We start from the raw sequence: 22,967 nt of genomic DNA, 5'->3' as shown, positions 1-22,967 counted from the left end.
CCGATGAAAAAGTTTTTCAGCCTGCTCGCGACCTTGCTGGTGCTGGCCCTCGCGTTGTGGATCGGCCGCTCCCTGTGGGAGCACTACATGAACACGCCGTGGACCCGCGACGGCCGTTTGCGCGCCGACATCATCAACGTCGCCGCCGACGTTACCGGCGAAGTGGTGGACGTGCCGGTGCGCGACAACCAGTTGGTGAAGAAGGGCGATTTGCTGATGCAGATCGACCCCGAGCACTACCGCCTGGCGGTGAAACAGGCGCAAAGCCTGGTGGCATCGCGCAAGGCAAACTGGGAGATGCGCAAGGTCAACGCCCATCGTCGCGCCGATATGGACAACCTGGTGATCTCCCGGGAAAACCGTGACGACGCCAGTAACCTCGCCGACTCGGCCCTGGCCGATTACCAGCAGGCCCAGGCGCAACTGGAAGCCGCCGAACTCAACCTCAAGCGCACTGAAGTCCGTGCGGCGGTGGATGGCTACGTCACCAACCTCAATGTGCATCGCGGCGACTACGCGCGCATCGGCGAGGCGAAAATGGCCGTGGTCGACATGAACTCGTTCTGGGTCTACGGCTTCTTCGAAGAAACCAAGCTGCCCCATGTTCGCGTCGGTGATAAAGCCGATATGCAACTGATGAGCGGCGAAGTGCTCAAGGGCCACGTGGAAAGCATCTCCCGTGGCATTTATGACCGCGACAACCCGGAGAGCCGCGAACTGATCGCCGACGTCAACCCGACCTTCAACTGGGTACGCCTGGCGCAGCGAGTGCCGGTGCGGATTCACATCGATGAGGTGCCGGAAGGTGTGCTGTTGGCGGCGGGGATTACTTGTACGGTGGTGGTGAAGCAAGGTGATGGTGCATAACAGGTAGACCGAGTTGCTCGCGAAGGGTACAACGCGGTCCGTCAGACAGGCGTCGGGCGTTCACTCCTTGCAAAACGTCTCATGCAGATGCTGCCAGATCACCCGGCTATCCGCCCGCTTTTCGAACACAACCGTCGAGCGCCGATCCGAGTGCAGCCCGGTGGCATCGGTCTGTTGCTCACGGTAACTCACGGTCGCGCCACCGTCGTACAGCGCAATGCCACGTAACTCACTGAGCTCGATCCGGAACCCGAGCTTCTTGCCACCCGCCAACGTGAACAATTCGTTCAGCGCGTCAAAATCCAGCACCCGGCCGAGCGGCGAGACCATGGAGAACTGCGGCGAAAACCGTGTCAGCAGTTTTTCGAGTTCGGACGCGTCGCGTTCTTCGGCCAGCCATTGTTCGATGGCCACGTGGGCCTGGATCACTTCTTCGAAGTATTCGGTGTAGTCGGTCATTATGCTATTACCTGAAATTTTGTAGGGACTGTGCGGGCCTCTTCGCGAGCAAGCCCGCTCCCACATTTGATCTTCTTCGTGTGCAAACTTTGAGTTCACTAAAGATCCAGTGTGGGAGCGGGCTTGCTCGCGAAGGCAGCGACGCGGTCTCAGAGCTGCCCACGCAACCCGAACCGCTTCATCAGCCCGTACTCAAGCAAACCCTTGGGCAACAAACTGGTCAGCAGCGGCAACGCACGGCTGCCATTGCCGAGACGAATCAGTCGCGGTGGCTTGTCCTGCTGCACAGCCTTGAGCAAACCGGCGGCGAATTCATTGGCCGGGGTCGGCCTGTCCTGGGAAGCCCTGGCCCGGGCGCGTATGCCTTCGCGCAACGGAAACCATGGCGACTGTTCGCTGATCAGTTGCTCGGCTTCGTGCCCGGCATTCCTGGCGAAACTGGAAGCGATGGCCCCCGGCTGGACTTCCATGACCCGCACACCGAACGGCGCCAGTTCCATGCGCAAGGCATCGCTCAAGGCATGCACGGCGGCTTTCGAGGCACAGTAGGCACCGGCGAATGGTGTGACCAACACACCCGAAACGCTGCCGATATTCACGACCAATCCTTTGGTCCGGCGCAGCACGGGAAACATCGCGCGAGTGACGCCAACGATGGCGAACACGTTGGTTTCGAACTGGCGTTGCAAGGCCGGCACACCACCATCGAGCAGTGGCCCCATGGCGCCATAGCCTGCGTTGTTGATCAGCACATCGAGGCCACCGGTTTGTTGGTTGATTCGTTCGCTCAAGGCTTCGAGCGCCGCGGCGTCGTTGACATCCAGTTGCACGGCGGTGAAACCCGCGGCGGTGAGCGCTGCGACATCTTCGGCCTTGCGCGCACTGGCCCAGACTTCATAGCCAGCAACCTTGAACGCATCGGCAAGGGCGCGGCCAATGCCACTGGAACAACCGGTAATCAACGCAACGGGCATGGCGCATTCCTTGTGTAAAAAATGGGGGAGGGATCAGTCGGAAAAACTACCCTGCAATCGCTCGGCGCGAAACTCCAGGGTTTCCGGACGGTAGCCAGGGCGCAGTGGCGGCAGCGGCAAACAGTCTTCCCAGTTGCCACCGGCCTGCAATTCACCAGGGCCACGATAACGCGGGGCGGTGTATTGATTGTCGGCCAGGTTCACAGTATCGCCCGGCGCATAAGCCGCGACCCGCCAGCGCAGCTCAGTCAGCGGCACGTCATTGCCGTTGTTCAGGGTCAATTGCAATGGGCGGTCAGCGGGACATTGCTGCGGTGCGTAACTGATGCGCAACTCCAGGCGTTGCAGTTGCTTGAGTTCGCGGTGGTCCATCCAGATGACCCAAGTGGCGACGATGCCCAGCCCCACGGCAGCCGCCAGGGATACGGGCAAGGCCTTGGCTGGATAGCGCAGCAACAGGATCAGCCAGGTGATGACCAGCAGGACGCCGATGAACATGACGTAAATCTCTGGAATAGAGAGGGTCATCCTACCTAAGCGCGGGTGGGGTTGGCGATGGGCGGGGCGTGCCGATGGTACAGAAGGCCGTCTGTCGGCCCTGTAATTTCTGACAGTAGCCGGGCACTTGATCGACAGGCTTAGATGGGGGGAGTGATTCCGGAGCGGCTACCGTGCCAACAACCCTTTCAATCCACCGCCACACCCCGAGCCTGACTGCAAGTGACCCTCGGGGGTTGCCAGTCCGTGTCGTGGGTTACTGGCGTTACATCGACGGCGTGCCTCCTCAGGCACGGGTTAACCGCACAGCCCATGATGGGGCAGGGCGTGCGATTGCGCAGTGGGACCCGCGACTGTTTCTGGACGCTTCGGCACCGGCCAATCTGCAAACGATTTATGCCCTGTCCGGTGCGGTGTTGAGTACGAACAGCGTCGATGCCGGGTGGCGTGTGGCGCTGTCGGGCGAGGCGGGGCAACCGCTCCACCACTGGGATGGCCGGGGCTCGCAGCGCTGGCTGCGGTACGACCCGCAGCTGCGCCTGGAATCGGTGTTCGAACAGGCGATGGACGGCGAAGCGGTTTGCACGGAGTGCTTGAGTTATGGCGCGAGCGATCCGACTTCTGCCGAGCACAACCAATGCGGTCAACTGATTCGCCATGATGACCCGGCGGGCACGCAGCGGTTTACCGAGTTCGGCTTGCACGGCGCGGTGCTGGAGCAGACGCGGCATTTTCTGCAAGCGTTGTCGCTGCCTGATTGGCCCGAACCGATAATGGATCGCGAATTGCTGCTGGAACCGGGGGAGGGCGCTATCACCCGTTCGCACTTCAACGCATTGGGCGAGGTCTCCCATCAAACCGATGCTAAGGGTCACCGCCAGTTATTCAGTCAGACCCTCGATGGCCAATTACTTGAGGTTCGCCTGCAACTCAACGGCGCATCAACTCCGAAAACGCTGGTCAGCGCCATCACTTACAACGCCCACGGCCAGACCGAAAGGGAGGTCGCCGGCAATGGCGTGATCACCACGCTGGAATACGACGCGCAGAACGGGCGCCTGACTCGCCTCCAGGCGCAACGCGGCAACGAAGCCCTGCAAGACCTGCGCTACGCCTACGATCCGTTGGGCAATGTGCTGCACATTGAGGATGGCGCGCAGCCGATTCGCTACTTCGCCAACCAGCGCATCGAACCGGTCAATCGCTACGCCTACGACAGCCTGTCGCAACTGATTGAGGCCACCGGCTGGGAAGCGGGCGGCGCCAATAAGGGGCCAGAGTTTTCGACTGTCGATGACCCCGCACCCCGTGCCAATTACCGCCAGACCTATCGCTACGATGCTGGCAGTAATCTGCTGGAACTGACCCACGAAGGTCCGCAAAGTCATGGCCATCGGCTGGTGGCAGCGGCGCACAGCAACCGTTGCCTGCCGGTGCTGGAAGGTGTGGAGCCGGACGAAGAGGACTTCCGCCAAGGCTTCGATGGCAACGGCAACCTGCTCAACCTGCAACCGGGGCAGGCCTTGGCATGGGACTTGCGCAACCAGTTGGGCGAAGTGTGGCCGGTGGTGCGCGATTCGGGTCTCGATGATCGCGAACGTTATGTCTACGGCGCCGACGGCATACGCCTGCGCAAAGTCCGTGAGGCCCACACCAATGCACGGACACTGATCGTCGAAACCCGTTATCTGCCGAACCTGGAACTGCGCAATGACAGCGGCACGGGCGAAATGCTGCAGGTGATCAGCGTGCAGGCCGGACGCAGCAGTGTGCGGGTGCTGCATTGGGAATCGGCGTCGCCGAAGGACATGGGCAATGATCAATACCGCTACCACCTGAATGATCATCTGGGCTCCTGCACTCTGGAACTCGACGACGACGGCGAAGTGATCAGCCAGGAGCGTTATCACCCGTATGGCACCACCGCGTGGTTCGCCGGACGCGGGGAGGTGGAGGCGAGTTACAGGACGGTGCGTTATTCGGGGAAGGAGCGGGATGCGACTGGGTTGTACTACTACGGGTTCAGGTATTACGTGGCGGGGCGGCAGCGGTGGTTGAATCCGGATCCAGCGGGGGATGTTGACGGAGTGAACTTGTTCAATATGGTCGGAAATCAGCCAGTCGTATTTAGGGATGAACAGGGACTGGCCCCTGTATTTGGAGACGGGATGGACGGCCAGGTCACGACGGGGGCCGCCAACCAAGATCGAGAAAATACGCAGGGTCGTGAGTTTATTTCTTACGTTGTTAACGATCTAAGAGAACGGTTGTCTTCAGTTGATGAACGTTCGGATGGTAGGGCTGACCTTGTCGCAAAGATGTTTACACACAAAGTTGTGTTGAAGACGATTGTAATGACTGAGCCGAAATTAAAAGATGCTGACAAAACTAGGGTTAGCAAATATTTCAACATGATTAATAGATATGAGTGGGAGTTTAAGCAAAATTATAAGTTTCCAGATTCTGGCCCGGTTTTTGCGAATGATATTTTTAGGCATCAGTATGAAGTGGCAGCGCAGAGGAATAATAATTACGGTGAGCTTCCCAGTGTTGTTCGAAGATCAAAGGTAAAAAATCAGATAACCCTGGACAAAACGCAAGGGCTTGAAAGTGGTAGTTCTGAGTTGTTGGAAGCCTTTTTTCAGACACCCAATGGCAAGACTACACAAAGGGTGATTGAGGATTTTGGTCTTATTGCGACGTCGGTAACAACAGAGTTGAATGGCAAAGACTTGGATTTTGTCGTAGCGGTTAAGCCGGTTGGTAGTTATAAAATTATTGTTCACTCTTCGCTGAAATCTATAACTAGGAAGCCGGTATCGAAAGTTATAAAAGTTCCAGCAATTTAGATTGGAGTGGCTTAACAGAAAAGCCCCCAACCAACCCACTGCGGATAGGGACGCAGTGGGCTGAATGGGGGCAATTTTTACCAGTCGCTTACTGCGCGATAGTCTTCACCGCAACCCCACGCTCAACCGGCGTCGAGCGCCCGTAGATATCCTCAAACCGCTCGATATCGTCCTCACCCAGATAGCTCCCCGACTGCACCTCGATGATTTCCAACGGAATTTTCCCCGGGTTGCGCAAACGGTGAACCGAAGCGATCGGAATATAGGTCGACTGGTTCTCGGTCAGCAGGAACACGTTCTCGTCACAAGTCACTTCAGCGGTGCCGCTGACCACGATCCAGTGCTCGGCACGGTGGTGGTGCATCTGCAGCGACAGGCAAGCGCCCGGTTTGACCGAGATGTGCTTGACCTGGAAGCGCCCGCCCATGTCCACCGAGTCGTAGGAGCCCCACGGACGGTAGACCTCGCAGTGGTTCTGGGTTTCGCTGCGGCCCTGTTCGTTGAGGGTGTTGACCATCTGCTTCACGCCTTGGACCTTGTCCTTGTGGGCGATCATCATGGCGTCCTTGGTTTCGACCACGACGATGTTTTCCAGGCCGATCACCGACACCAGTTTGCCGTTGCCGTGGATCATGCAGTTTTTGCTGTCCTGGATCACCACGTCGCCTTTGGTGACGTTGCCGTTGGCGTCCTTTTTATTGACTTCCCACAGCGACGACCAGCAGCCGACATCGCTCCAGCCAGCGGTCAGCGGCACGACGCAGGCGCGTTGGGTTTTTTCCATCACCGAGTAGTCGATGGAATTGTCCGGGCAGCAGGCGAAGGTGGCTTCGTCGAAGGTGATGGTGTCGGCATCCTGATGGCTGCGTTCCAGGGTCAGCAGGCAGGTGTCGTAGATGTCCGGATCGTGCTTCTTCAGCTCTTCGAGGAAGCGGCTGGCGCGGAACAGGAACATGCCGCTGTTCCAGAAGTAACCGCCGGACTGGACGAACTCGGTGGCGCGCTTCACGTCGGGTTTTTCGACGAAGTGCGAGACACGGCTGACGCCTTCAGGCAGCAGCGAGTCGTTGGTCGACTTGATGTAGCCATAACCGGTTTCCGGCTTGGTGGCCGGTACGCCGAACAGCACCATTTCACCGTTTTCGGCGGCGACGGTGGCCAGGGCCAGGGCGCGCTGCAGGGCTTTCTGGTCTTCCAGCACGTGGTCGGCCGGCAGTACCAGCATCAGCTCGTCGCGACCTTCACTGACCAGCATCATCGCGGTCAGGGCCACGGCCGGCGCGGTGTTGCGGCCGAACGGTTCCATCAGGATGCGTTGGGTTTCCAGTTTGCGCGCCGCCAATTGCTCGTTGACGATGAAGCGGTGGTCCTTATTGCAGACCACGATTGGCGAGTCCATGCCTTCGAACACCAGGCGTTCCAGGGTTTGCTGGAAGAGGGTGTGTTCGCCGGTCAGGGCCAGGAACTGCTTAGGGAATTGTTTGCGGGAAAGCGGCCAAAGACGTGAGCCACTACCACCTGACAAGATCACCGGAATCATGTTGTTACTCCTTGAATATCGATTGGTTAGAGCTACTGCGTTCTGTCGTTTCACTCTTGTTTTTGTTTCGTGTCTGAACGGTCACTCCGGATCCTGTGGGAGCTGGCTTGCCTGCGATGGCGGTGTATCAGTCAACATCAGAGCTGAATGTAAGACCGCTATCGCGGGCAAGCCCGCTCCCACAGGGAGGTGTGTCAGTTCAAAAATTCTTTAGCGCGTCGACACCGGGCGTTTCACCCAGACCGGCGACAGGCTGCTGCCGCTGCCGGTGACGTACAGCACCGCGGCTTCACCGCGTTCCAGGGCGACCGGTTTCACATCGCCGACTTTGGTGGTGCCGTCATAGAGCGCCAGGCTGACTTTCACCGGGTTGATTTCACGCTCGCCGCGACCTTTGGGCGCAACGTTCGGAACCACGTCGGTCTTGCCATCGGCGGTCTTCAGGGTCAGCGCCTTGTCGCTGAGGTTTTGCACGCGTACCAGGGACTTCTGCTTGTTCTTGAACGGCGGCTCTTCGATCAGTTGCGGTGCGCCGCTGGCGTTGTTGACCAGGGTGTAATAGTGGTCGCCGGCCAGTTTCACCGGCAGGCTCTGGCTACCGACCTTGGCGCTGTAGTCGCCGCCCGGCATGAAGCTGAAGTCACTGCTCGACAGTGGCGCGACGTCGCTCAGGTTGGTGCTGCCGACGGTGGCGCTGACTTCGGAGTTGCTCGCGTTGTAGATACGCACGAAGGTCGAGCCTTTCGGTGCGGTCGGGCCGTACAGGGCGGCGTCGCCACCGGCGAAAGCCTGTACCGACAGCACGCTGAGGCCGGCAACCAGGGCAAAGCTTTTAGCGAGACGACGAGGAGTTGTAGTGAAAGTCATGGTGTACCTCTCTTTCAGTTTTGCGCCCGGTCGGGCGTCTCGGATTTGTTGTTGATGGCTACGTTTTGTTGGCGGGCGCCGGCTTGTTTAAGCTCTGCGACCCACTGCGGGTCGGCGTCGCCGATTTCGTTGTTCACAGGCAGATATCGTTCAGGGAACTCCCAGATCAGCACCTGTGGCGGGCTGTTCTTGAAGGCATCGCTCTTGAGGTAGCTGAGCATCGGCAGAATCGGGCCGTGGCCGTCTTCGGCGTAATTGACCACGTCGCTGTTCAGCGCTTGCTTGAGCGCACCGACGAAGTTCCAGTTGGGGTTGGCGCTGTAGCTGGTGCCGATCAGGGCCACCGGCACTTCGGTGTTGGCGAACAGCGCGTCGTCGCCGGCGGGCTGGTCTTCAGCCGCGACCGTATTGCGCTTTTGCAATTGCTCCTGTTTAGGCATCAGGTTTTCGAACAGCGGGTCCAGTGGCAGGAACAGACGCAGGTCGCCCTTGTGCGTAATGGTCTCCGCAGGTTCAGTGACGAAACGCTGCGGCTCGCCGCTCAGCGGGTAGTTGTCGGCAATGGTCCTGGCCAGACGATTGGCGGCGATCTCGGCGCCTTGCGGGGTCCAGTGGGTGTCGGTGCGCAGGAACACTTGCTGGCCATCCTGCTTGGCCTGTTGCAGCGGGCCGAGCAGGTCAGGGGCCGGAATCCGGTCGGCAGCCAGGCGCTGGTGGAAGTCCTTGTAGAGGTTGGCGTGAATGCTCGCCGGTTTCACTTCACCGAGGTGTTCCGGGTACAGGCGTACCTTGGCCGGCACCACTGCCATCACCAGTTGCACGCCTTTTTCCTTCAAGGTCTGGCGCACGCCTTCGACCAGCGCGTAGTTGCCTTGCAGGTTCAGCTCTTCGTTGACCACCGGGTGGAATTCTTCATCGCTATACAACCACTGGTCGCGACCGAGCACCACGCCCGGACGACCTTCGTTGAACAGTTTGAAATCCAGCGCGGCCCAGAGGTTGGTGCCCAGGCGCTTGATCGGGAACTCGTCGTCGTAGTGCGTTTCCACGGCCTTGGTCCAGCGACCGTTGAGCACCGTCGCATCGGCGTTGGTGCTGAAGCCGAAGAAGCTGCGCACCGACCACAGACCGAGCACCAGCAGGGTCACCAGGAACAGCGCGATGTAGAAGATGCGTAATGAGCGGGTCATGGTCAGATCCCTCAGAACTGGAAGTAAAGGAACGGCGAGAAGCTTTGCGCCGAGAGTTTGAGAATCGAGGCGATGAACAGCAGCAGCACCAGTGCACGCATCACGTAGCGCGACCAGTCAGCGGTCCAGTAGGCCGGTTGTACCTGGGCTTCGACGCCGACGGTGTAGCCAGGCTGATGGATGCTCGCCGGGTTATCCCCAGGCACGGCCTTGATCGTTCCCGGCGTCGCAGCGGCCGGGCCATCAGAATCGACGTTCACTGCAGGCTTGGTCTTGACCGGAGGCTGATTGGTGTAGAAATCCCGCAGGCCGAAGAACGCCAGGGTCACGTAAGCCACGATCAGGGTTGCCACTTGCAGACCGGTGAGGCTGGCCTGGTTGAGTTCCGACAGCGACCAGTCGCCGAAGCTGAACATCGCGCCGTACATGCGACCGGCGACGTGCAGGTTTTCCGCGCGGAAGATCACCCAGCCCATCACCACCAGCAGGAAGGTCAGTGCCCAGCGGATCGGGTTGAAGCTGCGCGGCGAGGTGTTCAGGCCAATGGCTTTTTCAATCGCCAGCCACATGCCGTGCCACGCACCCCAGACGATGTAGGTGATGTTCGCGCCGTGCCACAGACCACCCAGCAGCATGGTCAGGAACAGGTTGCGATAGGTCATCAGCGTGCCCTTACGGTTACCGCCGAGGGTGATGTACAGATAGTCACGCAGCCAGGTCGACAGGCTGATGTGCCAGCGCCGCCAGAACTCGGTGATCGACTGGCTGACATACGGCTGCTTGAAGTTTTCCATGAAACGGAAACCCATCATCAGGCCCAGGCCGATGGCCATGTCGCTGTAACCGGAGAAGTCGAAATACAGCTGCGCGGTGTACGCCAGCGCGCCGAGCCAGGCATCGCCCGTGGTCGGGTTTTGCAAGGCGAAGCAGTGGTCGGCCACCACCGCCAGGGTGTCGGCGATGAAGACTTTCTTGATGAAACCCTGCATGAACCGCGTGCAGCCCTCGGAGAACTTGTCGAGGGTGTGGGTGCGGTTGTTGAACTGGTCGGCCAGGTCGCGGAAACGCAACACGGGGCCGGCGATCAAGTGCGGGAAGATCGCCACGAACGCCGCGAAGTCGATCAGGTTGCGGGTCGCCGGGGTGTCACCACGGTAGACGTCGATGATGTAGCTGATGGACTCGAAGACGTAGAACGAGATCCCGATCGGCAGCAGTACGTGGGTCAGGATGAAGGGCTCCAGGCCCACCGACGTCATCATTGCGTTGATGCTGTCGACGCCGAAGTTGGCGTACTTGAAGTAGCCGAGGATGCACAGGTCGACGGCCACGCCGAGCAGCAGCCAGTGCTGCGCCGGTTTGGTCCTGACCCCGGCGGCACCGACTTTCAGGCCGATCCAGTAGTTCCACAGCGTGACACCGGCGAACAGCGCGAGGAAGTCCACACGCCACCAGGCGTAGAACACGTAGCTGGCAATCAGCAGCAGCAAATTGCGATAGCGTTGCCCGCTCAGGTAGTACAAGCCGAGAAAGATCGGCAAGAACAAAAACAGGAACACGTTGGACGAAAAAACCATCCCGATCTCTCCTTGTTTGAACCAACAGTCAAGGGCCAACGGCCCCCCCAAACCCCCCACAAAAAATCCGGAGGATGTATTGCATGCTGCGCACTTACCTGTGGCGAGGGAGCTTGCTCCCCTAAAACCTGATGACGCGGTGTATCAGTCAATCCGCGTTCACTGGGTTACGACTGCTTCGCAGCCGAGCGGGAGCAAGCTCCCTCGCCACAAGGAATACAGCCAGCCTTAAGAACCCTTGCTGCCCTTTTCATTGGCCGGGTCGTAGACCTTGGTCAGGTCACCGCCGAGGCGGAAGGTCTTGAACGGTTGCATCTTGTGCTTCTTCGCCAGCACCTCGGGCGAGCAGGTGTAGAGCGAGCAGAACGGTTCGAGCCAGGCGAATTTCATGTCCTCTTTCAGGTCGGTCATGTCCTGTTCCTTGCCGTTCTTTTCCTCGAACTCATCCGGGTCTTTCACCCCGGACAGCACCCGGTCACCCAGGCGCTTCAGTGCGCCATTGTTTTCCTGACGCAGATCCACACCGTTGACCTGGGCGAAACTGGCGATCATCGCCAGCGGCGGCAGGGCGTAGTTGTGGTAGGCCAGGGCCCGTTGCTGACGCTTGAGTTCGTTGGGCAGGTAGCCGTCGGCGTCGACCTGATTGGCGCCGACCTTGTATTCCTTCACCGCCCAGTCGAACAGGTCGCGGCGGTTGGTGGCGACGGAAGTGGCCATCACCGACCACGCCGCCCAGTACGAGTGGTTGTTGGTCTGGTCGAGCGGCAGGTTGTCCCAGTCGCTGACCACCTGGTCGGCCATCTTGCTGAACCAGGCTTCGATCAACTGCGCTTGCTGTTGATGGGTGGCCAGCGGGTGGGAGTCGGAAAACTTCAGGCGGATATACGCCGAAGCCATGCTGCCCAGCGCCCATTTGCGCATCGATTTGCCGGTGTGGTTGAAGTCCTTGGACATCAGCGCGTCAGCCTGGGCCCAGGCCGTCAGCCAGCTCAACGTGCATTCCAGTTGTTCCGGGCGGCCGTCACGCATGAACTGCATCACGCGCTTGCTGGTGCCGCGCTCGATCTTGGTGATGTCGGCGGTGCTTTCGCGGAAGGCTTTTTCCGACTGCACGTTCAGGGTCGCGCGGGCCTTGTCCGAACCTTCGTACTTGCTGCGAAATTGCAACGAGCCGGTGTACGGCGTCGGCATTGCATCGCAGCCTTCGCTCTTGTCGCCCGTCTTGAATTTATCCACAGGCGCAAAATAGCCCTGGGGTGGACGCAGTGGCGCCGCCGCTTGCGTGGCCCCGGCGAACATCGCCAGGCTCAAGAGCGTCGGTGCCAACAGAGTTGAAAATTTCGGATAGCGCATAGCAGACCTCATTGCCCGACCGAAGCAGTACGCTGTTCGGCGCCCGGGAATACGTTGCGTTTGCAGATTTTCGCTTCGACTTTCTGTGGCGCGGCACCGGCTTCGGGGCCCTGGACTTCAACGGCCAGCAGGTTCTGCGAGGCCCAGTCTTCGTCCGTGCGCAACTCGAAAGCGAAACGCCCGTCAGTCTCGGAGGTTTCCGGTTTGTCGATCTTGATATCCTCGTGGCGACCGTTCATGTACCAGAGGGTGGCTTGCAGGGTTTTCACCGAGGTGTCGGCGAAGCGGATGTCGACCTGATGACTACCGTTGCGCAGGTCCATGTTCTTGCTGTTGACCATCAACTCGTTTTTGCCCGGCTTGAGCGTGGCGCTGCCGGACATCTGTGCATCCTTGCCTTCGCAACCGTTGTCCAGCAGCGCCATCATCTGGCGGTAGATGGTTTCCTGGTCGAGGCGGTACAGCGGCGAGAATTCCCAGATGAGAATCTTCGGCGGGTTCTTCTGGAACTCGTCGCTGCCCAGGTACTGCAGCATCGAACCTTCCAGGCCGCCGCCGGGGAACGCCACGTTGAGAATGTCGGCGCCGATTGCCTCTTCGAGGAAACCGGCGAAGTTGTAGTTCTTGCCGCTGTGGGAGGTACCCACGAGGGTGATTTGCGGGTTGCCGGAGTCGCCGAACAAATCGCCATCGCCCGCTTCGCCCTTCGGCTCGGTGGTGAACTGATCCATGTACTGGATCGCGTAGCTGGTGCCACAGAGTTGACCGGCCATGTTGTGCAAGGTTCCGGTCTTGCCCATGCGACCCGACTTTTTGGTCTCGAATTCGCGCTTGGGAATGTCGGCGAATTCAGGCAGCTGCTTGACTTTTTCGGCGACGATTTTCGCCGTGCGCTGGGCACCGTACGGGGTCCAGTGCTGGTCGCCACGGAAGTAGAAATCGTGGGCTGGCAGGGTGTCGGGCAACGACTCGTTGGTCAGTGGCGACAGGTCTGGGACCACGTAGCCCATCTGCGCGAAACGACCGAGCATGGACTGGTAGTTCCTCAGCGCCTTGTCGAAGTCGAAGCTGGCTTTCTCCGCCGGGTTGAGCTTGTTGCGGTTCACCAGGCCACGGGTCGGCTGGTACACGACAACCAGTTCCACGCCTTTGCTCTTGAAAGCATCGTGCAGTTGTTTCATGCGTTTGTAGCCGGCGGGCGTGGTGTCGAATTCGGTGCGCAAGTCTTCTTGCGTACGGAACAGCCAGTCACCCTGGGCCTGCACCAGCGTGGTGAAGTTCTGCTGATAACGGGTGGTGTAGTTCTTCGGATCGTGAGCAGCCGGACACAGGCTGCAGCACGGTTCTGCGGTGAAGCTCGGCGCTTTGATTTCGTCGGCGCGAACACCGCCGCTGGCCGCGAGAATGCCGGCGGTCAGGGCCGACAGGCTGAGTAATTTGATCAAGTGTGGGTGCATAAGATTATCCTCAGTCCCGCATTTCGGTCTGGCGTTCGACAGGGTCGATCAGCACGGCTTTCTGCTGGCGCACCAGCAGGTCGAGAATTTCATCCTGGCGCTCGCCGAGGATGCCGGTGAAGCTGATGCCGCTGGCCTTGGCTGGCGCGAGCATCGACACGCGATACAACTCGACACTCAGCGGCGAGTCGATGGACAGCGGCCCGCTGCCGTTGGCCGCCAGTTCACCGCCGACCACGATCAGCGACACCTGGGCGTCGAACGGGTCGAGCTTGATGTCACGGTCGGTGTTGCTCAGGTCCTTGATGTGCCCGTAGACACCGGTCAGGCCGTTGGCCATGGCGACGTTTTCGTACAGGCGAATGTTCACGCTGTTACGAATGCGGATGCCGTGGCGCTTGTTGCTCAACACGCGGTTGCCCCACAGCAGGTTGTCGGCACTCTCGTAGAGGGTGATGCCGTCGGTGTGGTTCTGGTAGATCTCGTTGTGGGCAATCAGGTTGTTGACGCTGTTACGGTCGATCACCAGCCCCGAGAGGTGGTTGTCGTAGCTGCGGTTGTTGAAGATGAAGCTGTCGTTGACCTCACGGGAAATAATGATCCCGTGCTTCTTCTTGGTACCAAACACCGTGTTGTCGGCAATGATCAGACCGTGGGAACGGTCGTGCGGGTCAATGCCGTAGACGATGTTGTCTTTGTAGGTGTTGCCCTTGACCACGAAGTCGCGGGTTTCATAGCAGTAGAAGCCGTACCACATGTCCGAGAATTCGGAGCCGACGATCCAGCCGGTCGGCTCAGGACGCTTGAGCACCTTGGCCATGTTCGGCGTGTACTGGGAAATACTCACGCCGTAGGACTTACTGTTGGCGTAGCCGAAACTGGCGATCTTGCTGTTGGCGATGTAGGTCTCGGTGCCGCCCCAGGACAGCAGGAACGGACGGAATTCCTTGGGCGAAGTGAACGTCGCCGGACCGTTGTCCTTCTCGCGCCAGCCAGTGATTTTGGTATCGCGAACAAACAACTGGCCGTCGTTGACCAGGAACGTACCGGCCTCCTGGGACAGGCGCAGTTCCTGGGTCTGCTTGTCGATTTCCAGAATGCCGTGACGACCGACCACGATCGGCAGCCGGGAGAGGAACACACCCGGCGAGGTTTCGCTGAAGTACTGCTTGGGCAGCTTCTTCGCCAGATCCTTGAGGTTCATGTAGCCGTCATCGACGAAGATCGCCTGGGGGATGCCGTGCTGACGCACCACCCACTCGGCCATCTTGTTGTCGCCACCGATGAAGTCCTTCAGGGCGTCTTCCTGCATCATTCGGCGCACGCTGATCTTGCCGGCCTTGCTGCGCACGATTTTCGCGGCGATGGCCTCGGCGGTGTAGCCGGAAACGTCCGGCAGCTTCGGCGTGGCCAGTTCCAGCGGCGCGGTCGGTGCGCTGCTGACGGTGTAGGTCTTGGCCTGTTGCAGTTCCTTGGCGATGGTGGCCGGACGCGCCGGTTTGGCAGGCGCTGCCGGCTCCACGTTGGCGAAGGCGGCCGAGCTTGCCAGCAGCATCGCGCCGGCCAGCAAGGTGAGCGAACCTCGCTTCGAATTGTTCATGTCGGGCACTCCCTTCGCGGTTTGCATCAGAAGCGCCAGACCACGTCGATGAACGCGCGGTGCATGTACGAATCGACCTGACTGCCATAGGCATCGCCCGGCTTGAACACGCCGCCACGGAAGCGCACCAGGGCCGAAGGCTCGTCGATCGCCTGACTCATCGACGCAGGCAACAAGCCTTGCTTGAAGTACTTGGTCACTACCAGGTCCATTTCCTGACCGAGGTCTTTTTCACCATCGTTCAGCGGCAGCGAAGTGCTGGAGAGGATCGCGCCGGTGACGTCGTCGGTGTTGTTCTCGACGGCGTTGATGCCATTGCTGCCGACTGGCTTGTTGCCGTCGACGCGCCAGAACTTGTGGTAGATCAGGCTGGCGTCGTATTCGTCGTTGAGCATCCACGAACCGAACAGGGTGGCCGATTGCATGTTGTTCATTTCGCCACGGAAGGCTTCGCCGAAACGGTGCACTCGCGAGCGGGTGCCGGTGTAGTTCGAGCGGTTGCTTTCCAGGCCGTTCTGTTCGTAATCGGCGCTGGCGCGGGCATAGGCGGCACCGACTTGCCATTGCGGATCGAGGCGCAAACGCACGCCGACATCGGTGGCCCAGCCGTTGAGGTCTTCACCGCGCTTGGCTTCAGCCGGCGACGTGCCATCGGCGTTCAGCGGGTTGACCTTGTCGATGTCGCCGCTCATGCCGGTGATGCTGCCCCAGTAATTGACCGTGTTGGTGTTGCGCCAGTTGTAGGCGTCGCTGTCGGCGGTCAGGCCGAGCCAGCTAATGTCACCGTTCTGTTTCTTGTCCAGCGAATCAGCCGGCACACCTGGCTCCGGGAAGTCGAGCTTGCCGTTGTCGTGGGTGTGATGACCGCGAATGCCGACCCAGTTGCCGGGTGTCCACTGGTACGCGGCATCGGCGTAGGCGTGCAGGCGATCCTTGTCTTGCGGCGACAGTTCCTTGAGGTCGGTGCGGTACTCGCTGAAGCGTTCGGCGATACCGACGTTGGCGCGCAGCAGGGTGGTGTCGAAGGTCCAGTTCAGGGCTTCGATGTTGGTATCGCGCCATTGGCCGTCGTCGTTGCGCAGGCGCTGGCGACCGAGTTTCAGGATCTCGCCGGGGTAGGGCGTGAAGCCGCTGTAGCCAACCCAGAACTCACGCATGGCCAGGTAGTTTTTCTTGGTCTGGCGATCATTGTTGTCAGTGTTCTCGGCGCCATCGGATTGTTGCAGGGTGTCGGTCTCGATGATGTCGGTGGACGTCACCGCCTGACCCATGGCGTAGGCGCTCCACGCGCCGCTTTCACCGTAGACCCACGGGCGCAGGTCGAGGCCGACGCCGTTGACGTCGCCGCCGGGAGCGGTGCCGAGGTCGCGGTCGTCTTCTGACTGACCGGTGATTTTCACTTCCAGGCCAAAGTTCTTGGTTTCTTCAGTCATCGCAGCAAGCGTCGGGCAAGACCAGATCAGCGCGAATGTCAGGCCAATGCCGGCCTTCATGAATGGATTCAACTTCATTGGGATTCCTCGCCATCTTCTTCTTGCAGGGCATGCAGTTCCGGCGTGTTCGGGCTCAGGGCACCGCGCACGGCCTGTTCTTGTTTCAACAGGCGTTGGGCTTCGGCCAACCGGTCGGGCGGCAGTTGCGTTTGGATTGTTTGCGCAAGCTCGGTGGCTTGCGGAGTGTTCTGGGCCAGGGCCAGTTGGCTGAAGACGTAGGCGTTCAGCGGATCAGGCTTGGTGCCCTTGCCTTGGGAAAACAGTTGGGCAATGGCGAAGTCGGCGCTGTTCTGGCCGTTGCGCGCAGCGGTCAACAGATGGTCGAGGGCCTTCTGCGGATAGACCTTGCCCAGGTAGCCACGGCGATAGATCTGGCCGAGGTAGTAATCGGCAGCGACTTCGCGGCCAACGGCTTTCTGGAAGTGCGCTTCGGCGACCTTGGCGTCAGCCGGCACCAGTTTGCCTTCGAAGTAGAGCTTGCCCAGCAACAGCTCGGCGCGTGGCTGGTCGGCGGCGCGACCGTTGTCCAGGTACTTCATCATCTGGTCGACGTCGCCCAGTTCGGGGAAGTCGTAGAGCAGTTGTGCGAGGGTGACCCACGACGCCGGGTAGCCCGGTGCGATCGGTTCGAGCAGCGACTGCGCGGTTTTCTCGTCAGTCTTGCCCAGGGATGCATCGGCGAGCACACGGGCGACGCTGTCGACGCGCTGCGCCGAAACGCTGCCGCGGGCGTGCGCCGCTTGCATCTGCTTGATCAGCTCGGCCTGTTGCTCTGGCTTGGCCTGTTTCTGATAGACCGTGGCCAGTTCGACGTAGCAGATATCGCTGGTGTTGAGCGCGGCTTTGCAGATTTTTTCCACGTCATCCAGATGCTGGTCGTAAGTGCCCTGGGTGCGATAGAGCAGCACCTGCGCCAGACCTGCTTCCGGTTTGTTCTCGGCACGCCATTGGCTGATCTGCTGCTGCGCATTCACGTTGGGAAAGCTGTGCGGGTATTGCAGGTACAACATCGCCAGCGGGATCAGCGTGTTGCCTTCACCTGCGGCGGCGGCTTTTTTCAACAGGGTTTCGGCTTCGTGTTGTTCCGCTTCGGTGGAACCGGGCTTGGCCACCAGCAGACGACCGAGGCGTGCCTGGGCGCGTGGCGAAACGCTGGCCGCGGCGCGGTAAGTCGCCTCGGCCTGTTTCATCTGCGCCGGGTCACGGCTGTCGACTTGGATATCGGCCAGACCGACCTGCGCTTCGCTGTAGCCCAGGTCTGCCAGTTGCCGGTAGTTCGCCGCGGCAGTGGTGGTGTCACCGCGCTTGAGCGCTTCGTTGGCCAGGCGCTGGTCGGGGAGACCGGCGCAACCGGCCAGGCTCACCGCCAATGCCACTGCACACAGAGACCCCATGTGGGAGCGAGCTTGCTCGCGAAAGCGGTGTGTCAGCAAGCATTGATTCTGAATGTTCAACCGCATTCGCGAGCAAGCCCGCTCCCACAGGGGCTGCGGCGTGTTTTGAGTTTTTGTGATAGTCACAGGCATGTCCTCGACTTAAAGACCGACAGCCATGGCTTTGTCGATCAGCCAGTTCAGGTTCGGGCCACGGTCGCTGTTGACTTCCACCGGGCGGCCGGCGAGGGAGCTGTCCAGGGTTTCGTCCGGCTGGATCAGCACGCGGATGTCCGAAGACAGGTCGGCGCTTTTCAGGCTGGTGCTGCTGACGATCTTGCCGGTGCGGCTCTTGTCCTCGCCGGCGATCTGGAAGCGCACCGAAGTGCCCGGGCGCACGTCGCCGAACTGGCGATAGGAGAAGCGCGCTTCAACATTGGCTTCGCTGTTGCGCGGCACCAGTTGGAAGATCACGTCGCCCTTGCTGGCGTACTGACCGTTGGCGACCATTTGCTGGGCCACGGTGCAGTCGCAAGGCGAGGTCAGGGTGCCGGTCATCTGCTTGCCGAACAGTTCTTCAACCTTGGCCGGTTGCAGTTGGTCTTCGTCCAGATGGCCCTTGAGCACGTCGAGCATGCTGGTGCTGAAGGTCGCCAGCGGTGCGCCCTTGGCGGCCACGCCGTCGGATTTCACCAGGCTCTGCACGGTGCCGTCGCGGGGCATGGTGATGTTCACGCCCGGCACGCTGACCAGGCCGGCCTGGGCGTGGCTGACGAAGTACATGCCGTACACCGATTTGAAGACAAAGCCGAATGCAGCCACGCCGACAACGAAGATCCCCAGGCTGAAGGTTACGGCTTTCAGGCGTCCGAACGCGGTCATGCCGTGGCCGCCGTCCTTCATCTTGCGCGCCTTGGTGAAGTTGTCGCGCTGCAGGGTCGCCAGCATTTCACCGACGCTGACGATGTCGCCAGCCAGGTGCGAAGTGATCAGGTGGCGCAGGGTCGAGATGTCCCGTGGTTCCAGGTTCTGGAACTGGCAGCCGGCGCGTCCGGTCTCGCGATCGAAGGAGCGGACCTGCAACTCGACGTCCATGGCCAGGCCGAGGTTGTCGATGACGAATTGCAGGCGGGCCTTGTACACGTCACCCATCTTCAGCGGCAATTGACCGGCGTTGAACGCCAGGCCACCGGCGGACAGGTCGATCACCCGGGCTTCGACCGGCGTCCGGTCAGGGCCGAAGAAACGCAACTTGGCCGGGATTTTCACTCGGGCGTGTTGGCGCTGGGCTTCGGATTCGTGCACTACGTTGGCGTTGACGGCGGTATTCATAGGGGGCGTTTTCCTAGTTAATTCAGGCGAGTTCGGTCAGACCATCAACAGCAGCACGGCGACAAAAATGCTGCCGGCAGAGAAGGTCATGGTCCGAGACGACCAAGTGTTGAACCAACGTTGAAAGCTGGCGAGATCACGGGTCAGAGACGTGGGTTGGCGAGTCCAGGACTGTTGGTCGAGGCGGAAGAACACGTAGATCTTCACCAGCGCGCCGACGATCTGGTTGTAATAGAGAATCGCCGGATAGGCCGGGCCGATCCGGTGTCCGGAGCACGACAGCAACAAGGTCAGGATGAACCGGGTGATGCCGATCCACAGCAGGTACACCAGGATGAACGCGGTGCCGTACTTGAAGCTGGCGATCAACGCCACGGTCAGGCCCAGCAGCGAGGTCCACATCGATACGCGCTGATCGAACAGCACCACCGAAGTGAACACGCCGAGGCGTTTGATCCCCAGGCCCAAGGCACGGGAGTTCTGCCGCAGGTTGTTGCCGTACCAGCGGAACATCAGTTTGCGGCTGGCCTTGATGAAGCTCTTTTCCGGCGGGTGTTCAACGGTGTTGATCGCCGCGTCGGGCACGTAGAACGTGTCGTAGCCCAGGCGCATCAGGCTGAACCAGCTCGACTTGTCGTCACCGGTGAGGAACTTGAAGCGACCCAGGCGCCAGTGTTGCAGCGAGTCGCTTTCCACGTCGGCGATGAAGTCCGGGTTGGTGACCACGGTGGCGCGGAACACCGACATGCGGCCGGTCATGGTCAGCACGCGCTTGGACAAGGCCATCGAGCACATGTTGATGTGGCGCTGGGCGAAACGCAGCTTGTGCCATTCGCTCATGATGTAGCCGCCGCGCACTTCGCAGAACTCGTTGGTGGTCAGGCCACCGACGTTGCCGAACAGCTGGAACCACGGCACGGTCTTGAGCACCACGCCTTCGGCCAGCACGGTGTCGCCATCGATCACCGCGACGACGGCGCGATCATCCGGCAGGTGCCGGGAGATGGCGCGGAAGCCATAGGCCAGGCCGTCGCGTTTGCCGGTGCCGGGAATGCGCACGAAGTCAAGCTTGACCCGGGACGGCGGGTTCATCCGGTTCCACAGGCTTTTGACCAGAAGCTCATCGGACATTTCCACGATGGAGCAAACCACGGTGGTCGGCAGGCCGCAGTCGATGGCTTCGCGGATCACCGAGCTGTAGACCTGCGCGGTGGTCAGGGCGTCGATGCGGAAGCTGGTGACCATCAGGAACACGTGGGACGGGTCAGCCGCTTTGCCCAGCTTGCGCACTTTGCGCCGCAGGTACGGGTAGACGATGTACAGAAAAATCATGCCGCGCACAAAGTGCGTGGCACCCATCGAGTAGCGCCAGATACCGACGATACCGATCAGGAAAATGAAGTCCTTCGACTCAGAGTCGAACGTGGACACGGGCAACGCCATGGCGAGGCCCATCAGTAAACTCAGGTAGAACAGCCACCCGGCGGCCTGGAGTAGGCCGTGCTTTAGCCTGTGCATAATCGGAATCCTAAAGTCAGTTGCAAGCCCCAAGCTTCAAGCCCCAAGCGAGGAGCTTTGAACTTGCGGCTTGGAGCTTGAAGCTTGCGGCTGCTTTACCAGCAGATACCTTCGGCCCGGCTATTCGTGCTGGTGGCCTTGGACATGAAACCAACCAGGTCGATCACCTGCTTGCCGTGTGGAACGTCCTTCACCAGGGCGCGGAATTTCTCGTCACGGTTGCCGAGGATGATCACGTCGGAGTTGTTGATCACCGCGTCGAAGTCGGAGTTGAGCAAGGACGAGACGTGAGGAATCTTCGACTCGATGTAGTCCTTGTTCGCACCGTGAACGCGGGCGTACTCGACGTTGCTGTCGTAGATGCTCAGGTCGTAGCCCTTGCCGATCAGCATTTCCGCCAGGTCGACCAGCGGGCTTTCGCGCAGGTCGTCGGTGCCGGCCTTGAAGCTCAAGCCCAGCAGGGCGACTTTGCGTTTGTCGTGGCTGGAAACGATGTCGAACGCGTTCTGCACCTGGGATTCGTTGCTGCGCATCAGCGAGTTGAGCAACGGGGCTTCCACGTCCAGGGAACTGGCGCGGTAGGTCAGGGCACGCACGTCTTTTGGCAAGCACGAGCCGCCGAAGGCGAAGCCTGGGCGCATATAGTACTGGGACAGGTTGAGGGTCTTGTCCTGGCAGACCACGTCCATCACTTCGCGACCGTCGACGCCGACCGCCTTGGCGATGTTGCCGATTTCGTTGGCGAAGGTGACCTTGGTGGCGTGCCACACGTTGCAGGTGTACTTGATCATCTCGGCGACCGCGATGTCCTTGCGGATGATCGGTGCGTCGAGCTCTTCGTACAGCGATTGCAGAACGTCGCCGGAAGCCTTGTCGAACTCGCCGATGACGGTCATTGGCGGCTGGTCGTAGTCGGCGATAGCGGTGCTTTCGCGCAGGAACTCAGGGTTCACGGCCACGCCGAAATCAACACCGGCCTTCTTGCCGGAGCAGTCTTCGAGAATCGGGATGACCACGTTGGCCACGGTACCCGGCAGCACGGTGCTGCGTACGACGATGGTGTGGCGGGTGGTCTTGTCACGCAGGACAAAACCGATTTCGCGGCACACTGCCTCGATGTAGTTCAACTCCAGATCGCCGTTCTTTTTGCTCGGCGTGCCCACGCAGATCATCGACAGGTCGGTGTCGCGAATCGCCTCGGCGAAGTTGGTGGTGCCACGCAGACGACCGGTCTGGATGCCCTGCGCCAGAAGTTCGCCCAGGCCTGGTTCAACGATCGGCGATTTGCCGGCATTGATCATATCGATCTTGTCTTTGGCCACATCGACGCCAACGACGTCATGGCCCCGTGCAGACAGGCAACCGGCACATACTGCGCCGACGTAACCCAAACCAAAAATGCTGATGCGCATCGCAATTACCTCTGTATTGATCAAGCCATTAGATGGCCGGAGTTAATGGTGTTCAGCGTGTTTTAATGCACTCGCAAGTGTGCCTTACAGGCGCAACAATGCCGTGTGCTGGCATATAAGTTACGAGTGTCTAAATAAATGCACTCAAGGTGTGCGCAACTAGGCCTTGTTGTTATGATTTGCCCTGTTATGCAGCCGATCCTCCTTTCAGAAGGATGCAGGTGCAACGGCCTTGCACGCTTGATGTCAGGCACGAAAGCCCGTGGATCAAGCGGTTGGGTGCTCGGGTGAGCACGTTTATAGGGGCGCTGCCGTGGCCTTGTAGGGGATAGCCATACTGCGTTATCTCCTCTCCGATTGCCGTTGTCCAAATCAGTGATTAGTCAGGGCAAGTTAATATTACAACTTGACTACATGAATCGCTTATCTGCGTAAGTTATCTCGTACACGCTCGGCGAGAATCGTTACCGGTGGTATGAGCGGCGCGTTTGGACATAGTTCCAGTCCGCTCATCGTCAAATCTGAAATTTCTTGAAATATTGAGAAAGATGGCACTGCTCTCAAATTGATAGCACTTGCCGTTTCGCCCTTTATATATAGGCGGATCA

At 60.0% G+C, this 22,967-nt stretch carries 17 protein-coding genes; 2 read left to right on the top strand and 15 right to left on the bottom strand.

Going from position 1 to position 22,967, the window contains the following annotated elements:
* Positions 1 to 3: 3 nt before the first annotated feature.
* A complete protein-coding gene (locus AC1DVE_RS16615) occupies positions 4 to 867 on the top strand; it encodes an efflux RND transporter periplasmic adaptor subunit (protein WP_477784053.1) in 864 nt (287 codons plus the stop codon).
* A gap of 60 nt (positions 868 to 927) precedes the next feature.
* Here the strand turns inward: AC1DVE_RS16615 and AC1DVE_RS16610 are convergent, their stop codons facing one another.
* From AC1DVE_RS16610 to AC1DVE_RS16600, 3 genes are all read right to left on the bottom strand, one after another.
* Entirely contained in the window at positions 928 to 1,326 is a 399-nt protein-coding gene (locus tag AC1DVE_RS16610) for a DUF4440 domain-containing protein (protein ID WP_223459781.1), read from the bottom strand.
* A gap of 149 nt (positions 1,327 to 1,475) precedes the next feature.
* A complete protein-coding gene (locus tag AC1DVE_RS16605) occupies positions 1,476 to 2,300 on the bottom strand; it encodes an SDR family oxidoreductase (RefSeq protein WP_477784052.1) in 825 nt (274 codons plus the stop codon).
* 33 nt (positions 2,301 to 2,333) lie between these two features.
* Entirely contained in the window at positions 2,334 to 2,798 is a 465-nt protein-coding gene (locus AC1DVE_RS16600) for a hypothetical protein (RefSeq protein WP_046041945.1), read from the bottom strand.
* 251 nt (positions 2,799 to 3,049) lie between these two features.
* Here AC1DVE_RS16600 and AC1DVE_RS16595 point away from each other — a divergent pair, with 251 nt between their 5' ends.
* Positions 3,050 to 5,647, top strand: coding sequence for an RHS repeat domain-containing protein (locus tag AC1DVE_RS16595; RefSeq protein WP_477784051.1), 2,598 nt, complete (start codon positions 3,050 to 3,052; stop codon positions 5,645 to 5,647).
* An 88-nt stretch (positions 5,648 to 5,735) separates the two neighbouring features.
* On the opposite strand, the gene AC1DVE_RS16590 is transcribed toward AC1DVE_RS16595, so the two are convergent.
* From AC1DVE_RS16590 to AC1DVE_RS16535, 12 genes are all read right to left on the bottom strand, one after another.
* Positions 5,736 to 7,187 carry a mannose-1-phosphate guanylyltransferase/mannose-6-phosphate isomerase gene (locus AC1DVE_RS16590; protein WP_151213845.1) on the bottom strand — a complete coding sequence of 484 codons (1,452 nt, stop codon included), beginning with the start codon at positions 7,185 to 7,187 and terminating at the stop codon, positions 5,736 to 5,738.
* A 210-nt stretch (positions 7,188 to 7,397) separates the two neighbouring features.
* The gene (locus AC1DVE_RS16585) at positions 7,398 to 8,054 is read right to left on the bottom strand and encodes an alginate O-acetyltransferase AlgF (RefSeq protein ID WP_223459775.1); all 657 of its coding nucleotides are present in this window, start codon (positions 8,052 to 8,054) and stop codon (positions 7,398 to 7,400) included.
* Positions 8,055 to 8,068: 14 nt separating this feature from the next.
* Complete coding sequence (locus AC1DVE_RS16580) at positions 8,069 to 9,244, bottom strand: alginate O-acetyltransferase (protein ID WP_223459773.1); 1,176 nt, start codon at positions 9,242 to 9,244, stop codon at positions 8,069 to 8,071.
* An 11-nt stretch (positions 9,245 to 9,255) separates the two neighbouring features.
* A complete protein-coding gene (locus AC1DVE_RS16575) occupies positions 9,256 to 10,821 on the bottom strand; it encodes an MBOAT family O-acyltransferase (protein WP_223459772.1) in 1,566 nt (521 codons plus the stop codon).
* A gap of 228 nt (positions 10,822 to 11,049) precedes the next feature.
* Positions 11,050 to 12,174, bottom strand: a complete 1,125-nt coding sequence (locus AC1DVE_RS16570) for a mannuronate-specific alginate lyase (protein WP_223459770.1) — start codon at positions 12,172 to 12,174, stop codon at positions 11,050 to 11,052.
* Between the two features lie 8 nt (positions 12,175 to 12,182).
* Entirely contained in the window at positions 12,183 to 13,631 is a 1,449-nt protein-coding gene (locus AC1DVE_RS16565) for an alginate O-acetyltransferase (RefSeq protein ID WP_223459768.1), read from the bottom strand.
* 10 nt (positions 13,632 to 13,641) lie between these two features.
* The gene (gene algG, locus AC1DVE_RS16560) at positions 13,642 to 15,231 is read right to left on the bottom strand and encodes a mannuronan 5-epimerase AlgG (RefSeq protein WP_223459766.1); all 1,590 of its coding nucleotides are present in this window, start codon (positions 15,229 to 15,231) and stop codon (positions 13,642 to 13,644) included.
* A gap of 26 nt (positions 15,232 to 15,257) precedes the next feature.
* Entirely contained in the window at positions 15,258 to 16,742 is a 1,485-nt protein-coding gene (locus AC1DVE_RS16555) for an alginate export family protein (RefSeq protein ID WP_223459764.1), read from the bottom strand.
* Positions 16,739 to 18,250: an alginate biosynthesis TPR repeat lipoprotein AlgK gene (algK, locus tag AC1DVE_RS16550; protein WP_411741612.1), complete on the bottom strand. Its 1,512-nt coding sequence runs from the start codon at positions 18,248 to 18,250 to the stop codon at positions 16,739 to 16,741. Before algK ends, AC1DVE_RS16555 begins: the two co-directional genes overlap by 4 nt.
* A gap of 9 nt (positions 18,251 to 18,259) precedes the next feature.
* Positions 18,260 to 19,429, bottom strand: a complete 1,170-nt coding sequence (locus tag AC1DVE_RS16545) for an alginate biosynthesis protein Alg44 (RefSeq protein WP_223532218.1) — start codon at positions 19,427 to 19,429, stop codon at positions 18,260 to 18,262.
* A 36-nt stretch (positions 19,430 to 19,465) separates the two neighbouring features.
* Positions 19,466 to 20,947 carry a mannuronan synthase gene (gene alg8, locus AC1DVE_RS16540; RefSeq protein WP_263287238.1) on the bottom strand — a complete coding sequence of 494 codons (1,482 nt, stop codon included), beginning with the start codon at positions 20,945 to 20,947 and terminating at the stop codon, positions 19,466 to 19,468.
* A 95-nt stretch (positions 20,948 to 21,042) separates the two neighbouring features.
* The gene (locus AC1DVE_RS16535; RefSeq protein WP_223459759.1) at positions 21,043 to 22,359 is read right to left on the bottom strand and encodes a nucleotide sugar dehydrogenase; all 1,317 of its coding nucleotides are present in this window, start codon (positions 22,357 to 22,359) and stop codon (positions 21,043 to 21,045) included.
* Positions 22,360 to 22,967: the final 608 nt, after the last annotated feature.

The organism is Pseudomonas sp. P4_B4 (assembly GCF_056402255.1).
The sequence above is the reverse complement of the archived record's forward strand: the minus strand, read 5'-3'. Positions and strand labels throughout refer to the sequence as shown.

Bases quoted from the DNA above. Each gene is read 5' to 3' on its own strand.
- AC1DVE_RS16610 (WP_223459781.1), bottom strand. From the start codon at position 1,326: ATGACCGACTACACCGAATACTTCGAAGAAGTGATCCAGGCCCACGTG.
- AC1DVE_RS16570 (WP_223459770.1), bottom strand. From the start codon at position 12,174: ATGCGCTATCCGAAATTTTCAACTCTGTTGGCACCGACGCTCTTGAGC.
- AC1DVE_RS16580 (WP_223459773.1), bottom strand. From the start codon at position 9,244: ATGACCCGCTCATTACGCATCTTCTACATCGCGCTGTTCCTGGTGACC.
- AC1DVE_RS16590 (WP_151213845.1), bottom strand. From the start codon at position 7,187: ATGATTCCGGTGATCTTGTCAGGTGGTAGTGGCTCACGTCTTTGGCCG.
- AC1DVE_RS16615 (WP_477784053.1), top strand. From the start codon at position 4: ATGAAAAAGTTTTTCAGCCTGCTCGCGACCTTGCTGGTGCTGGCCCTC.
- alg8 (WP_263287238.1), bottom strand. From the start codon at position 20,947: ATGCACAGGCTAAAGCACGGCCTACTCCAGGCCGCCGGGTGGCTGTTC.
- algG (WP_223459766.1), bottom strand. From the start codon at position 15,231: ATGAACAATTCGAAGCGAGGTTCGCTCACCTTGCTGGCCGGCGCGATG.
- AC1DVE_RS16565 (WP_223459768.1), bottom strand. From the start codon at position 13,631: ATGCACCCACACTTGATCAAATTACTCAGCCTGTCGGCCCTGACCGCC.
- AC1DVE_RS16585 (WP_223459775.1), bottom strand. From the start codon at position 8,054: ATGACTTTCACTACAACTCCTCGTCGTCTCGCTAAAAGCTTTGCCCTG.
- AC1DVE_RS16555 (WP_223459764.1), bottom strand. From the start codon at position 16,742: ATGAAGTTGAATCCATTCATGAAGGCCGGCATTGGCCTGACATTCGCG.
- AC1DVE_RS16575 (WP_223459772.1), bottom strand. From the start codon at position 10,821: ATGGTTTTTTCGTCCAACGTGTTCCTGTTTTTGTTCTTGCCGATCTTT.
- AC1DVE_RS16605 (WP_477784052.1), bottom strand. From the start codon at position 2,300: ATGCCCGTTGCGTTGATTACCGGTTGTTCCAGTGGCATTGGCCGCGCC.
- AC1DVE_RS16535 (WP_223459759.1), bottom strand. From the start codon at position 22,359: ATGCGCATCAGCATTTTTGGTTTGGGTTACGTCGGCGCAGTATGTGCC.
- AC1DVE_RS16600 (WP_046041945.1), bottom strand. From the start codon at position 2,798: ATGTTCATCGGCGTCCTGCTGGTCATCACCTGGCTGATCCTGTTGCTG.
- algK (WP_411741612.1), bottom strand. From the start codon at position 18,250: ATGCCTGTGACTATCACAAAAACTCAAAACACGCCGCAGCCCCTGTGG.
- AC1DVE_RS16545 (WP_223532218.1), bottom strand. From the start codon at position 19,429: ATGAATACCGCCGTCAACGCCAACGTAGTGCACGAATCCGAAGCCCAG.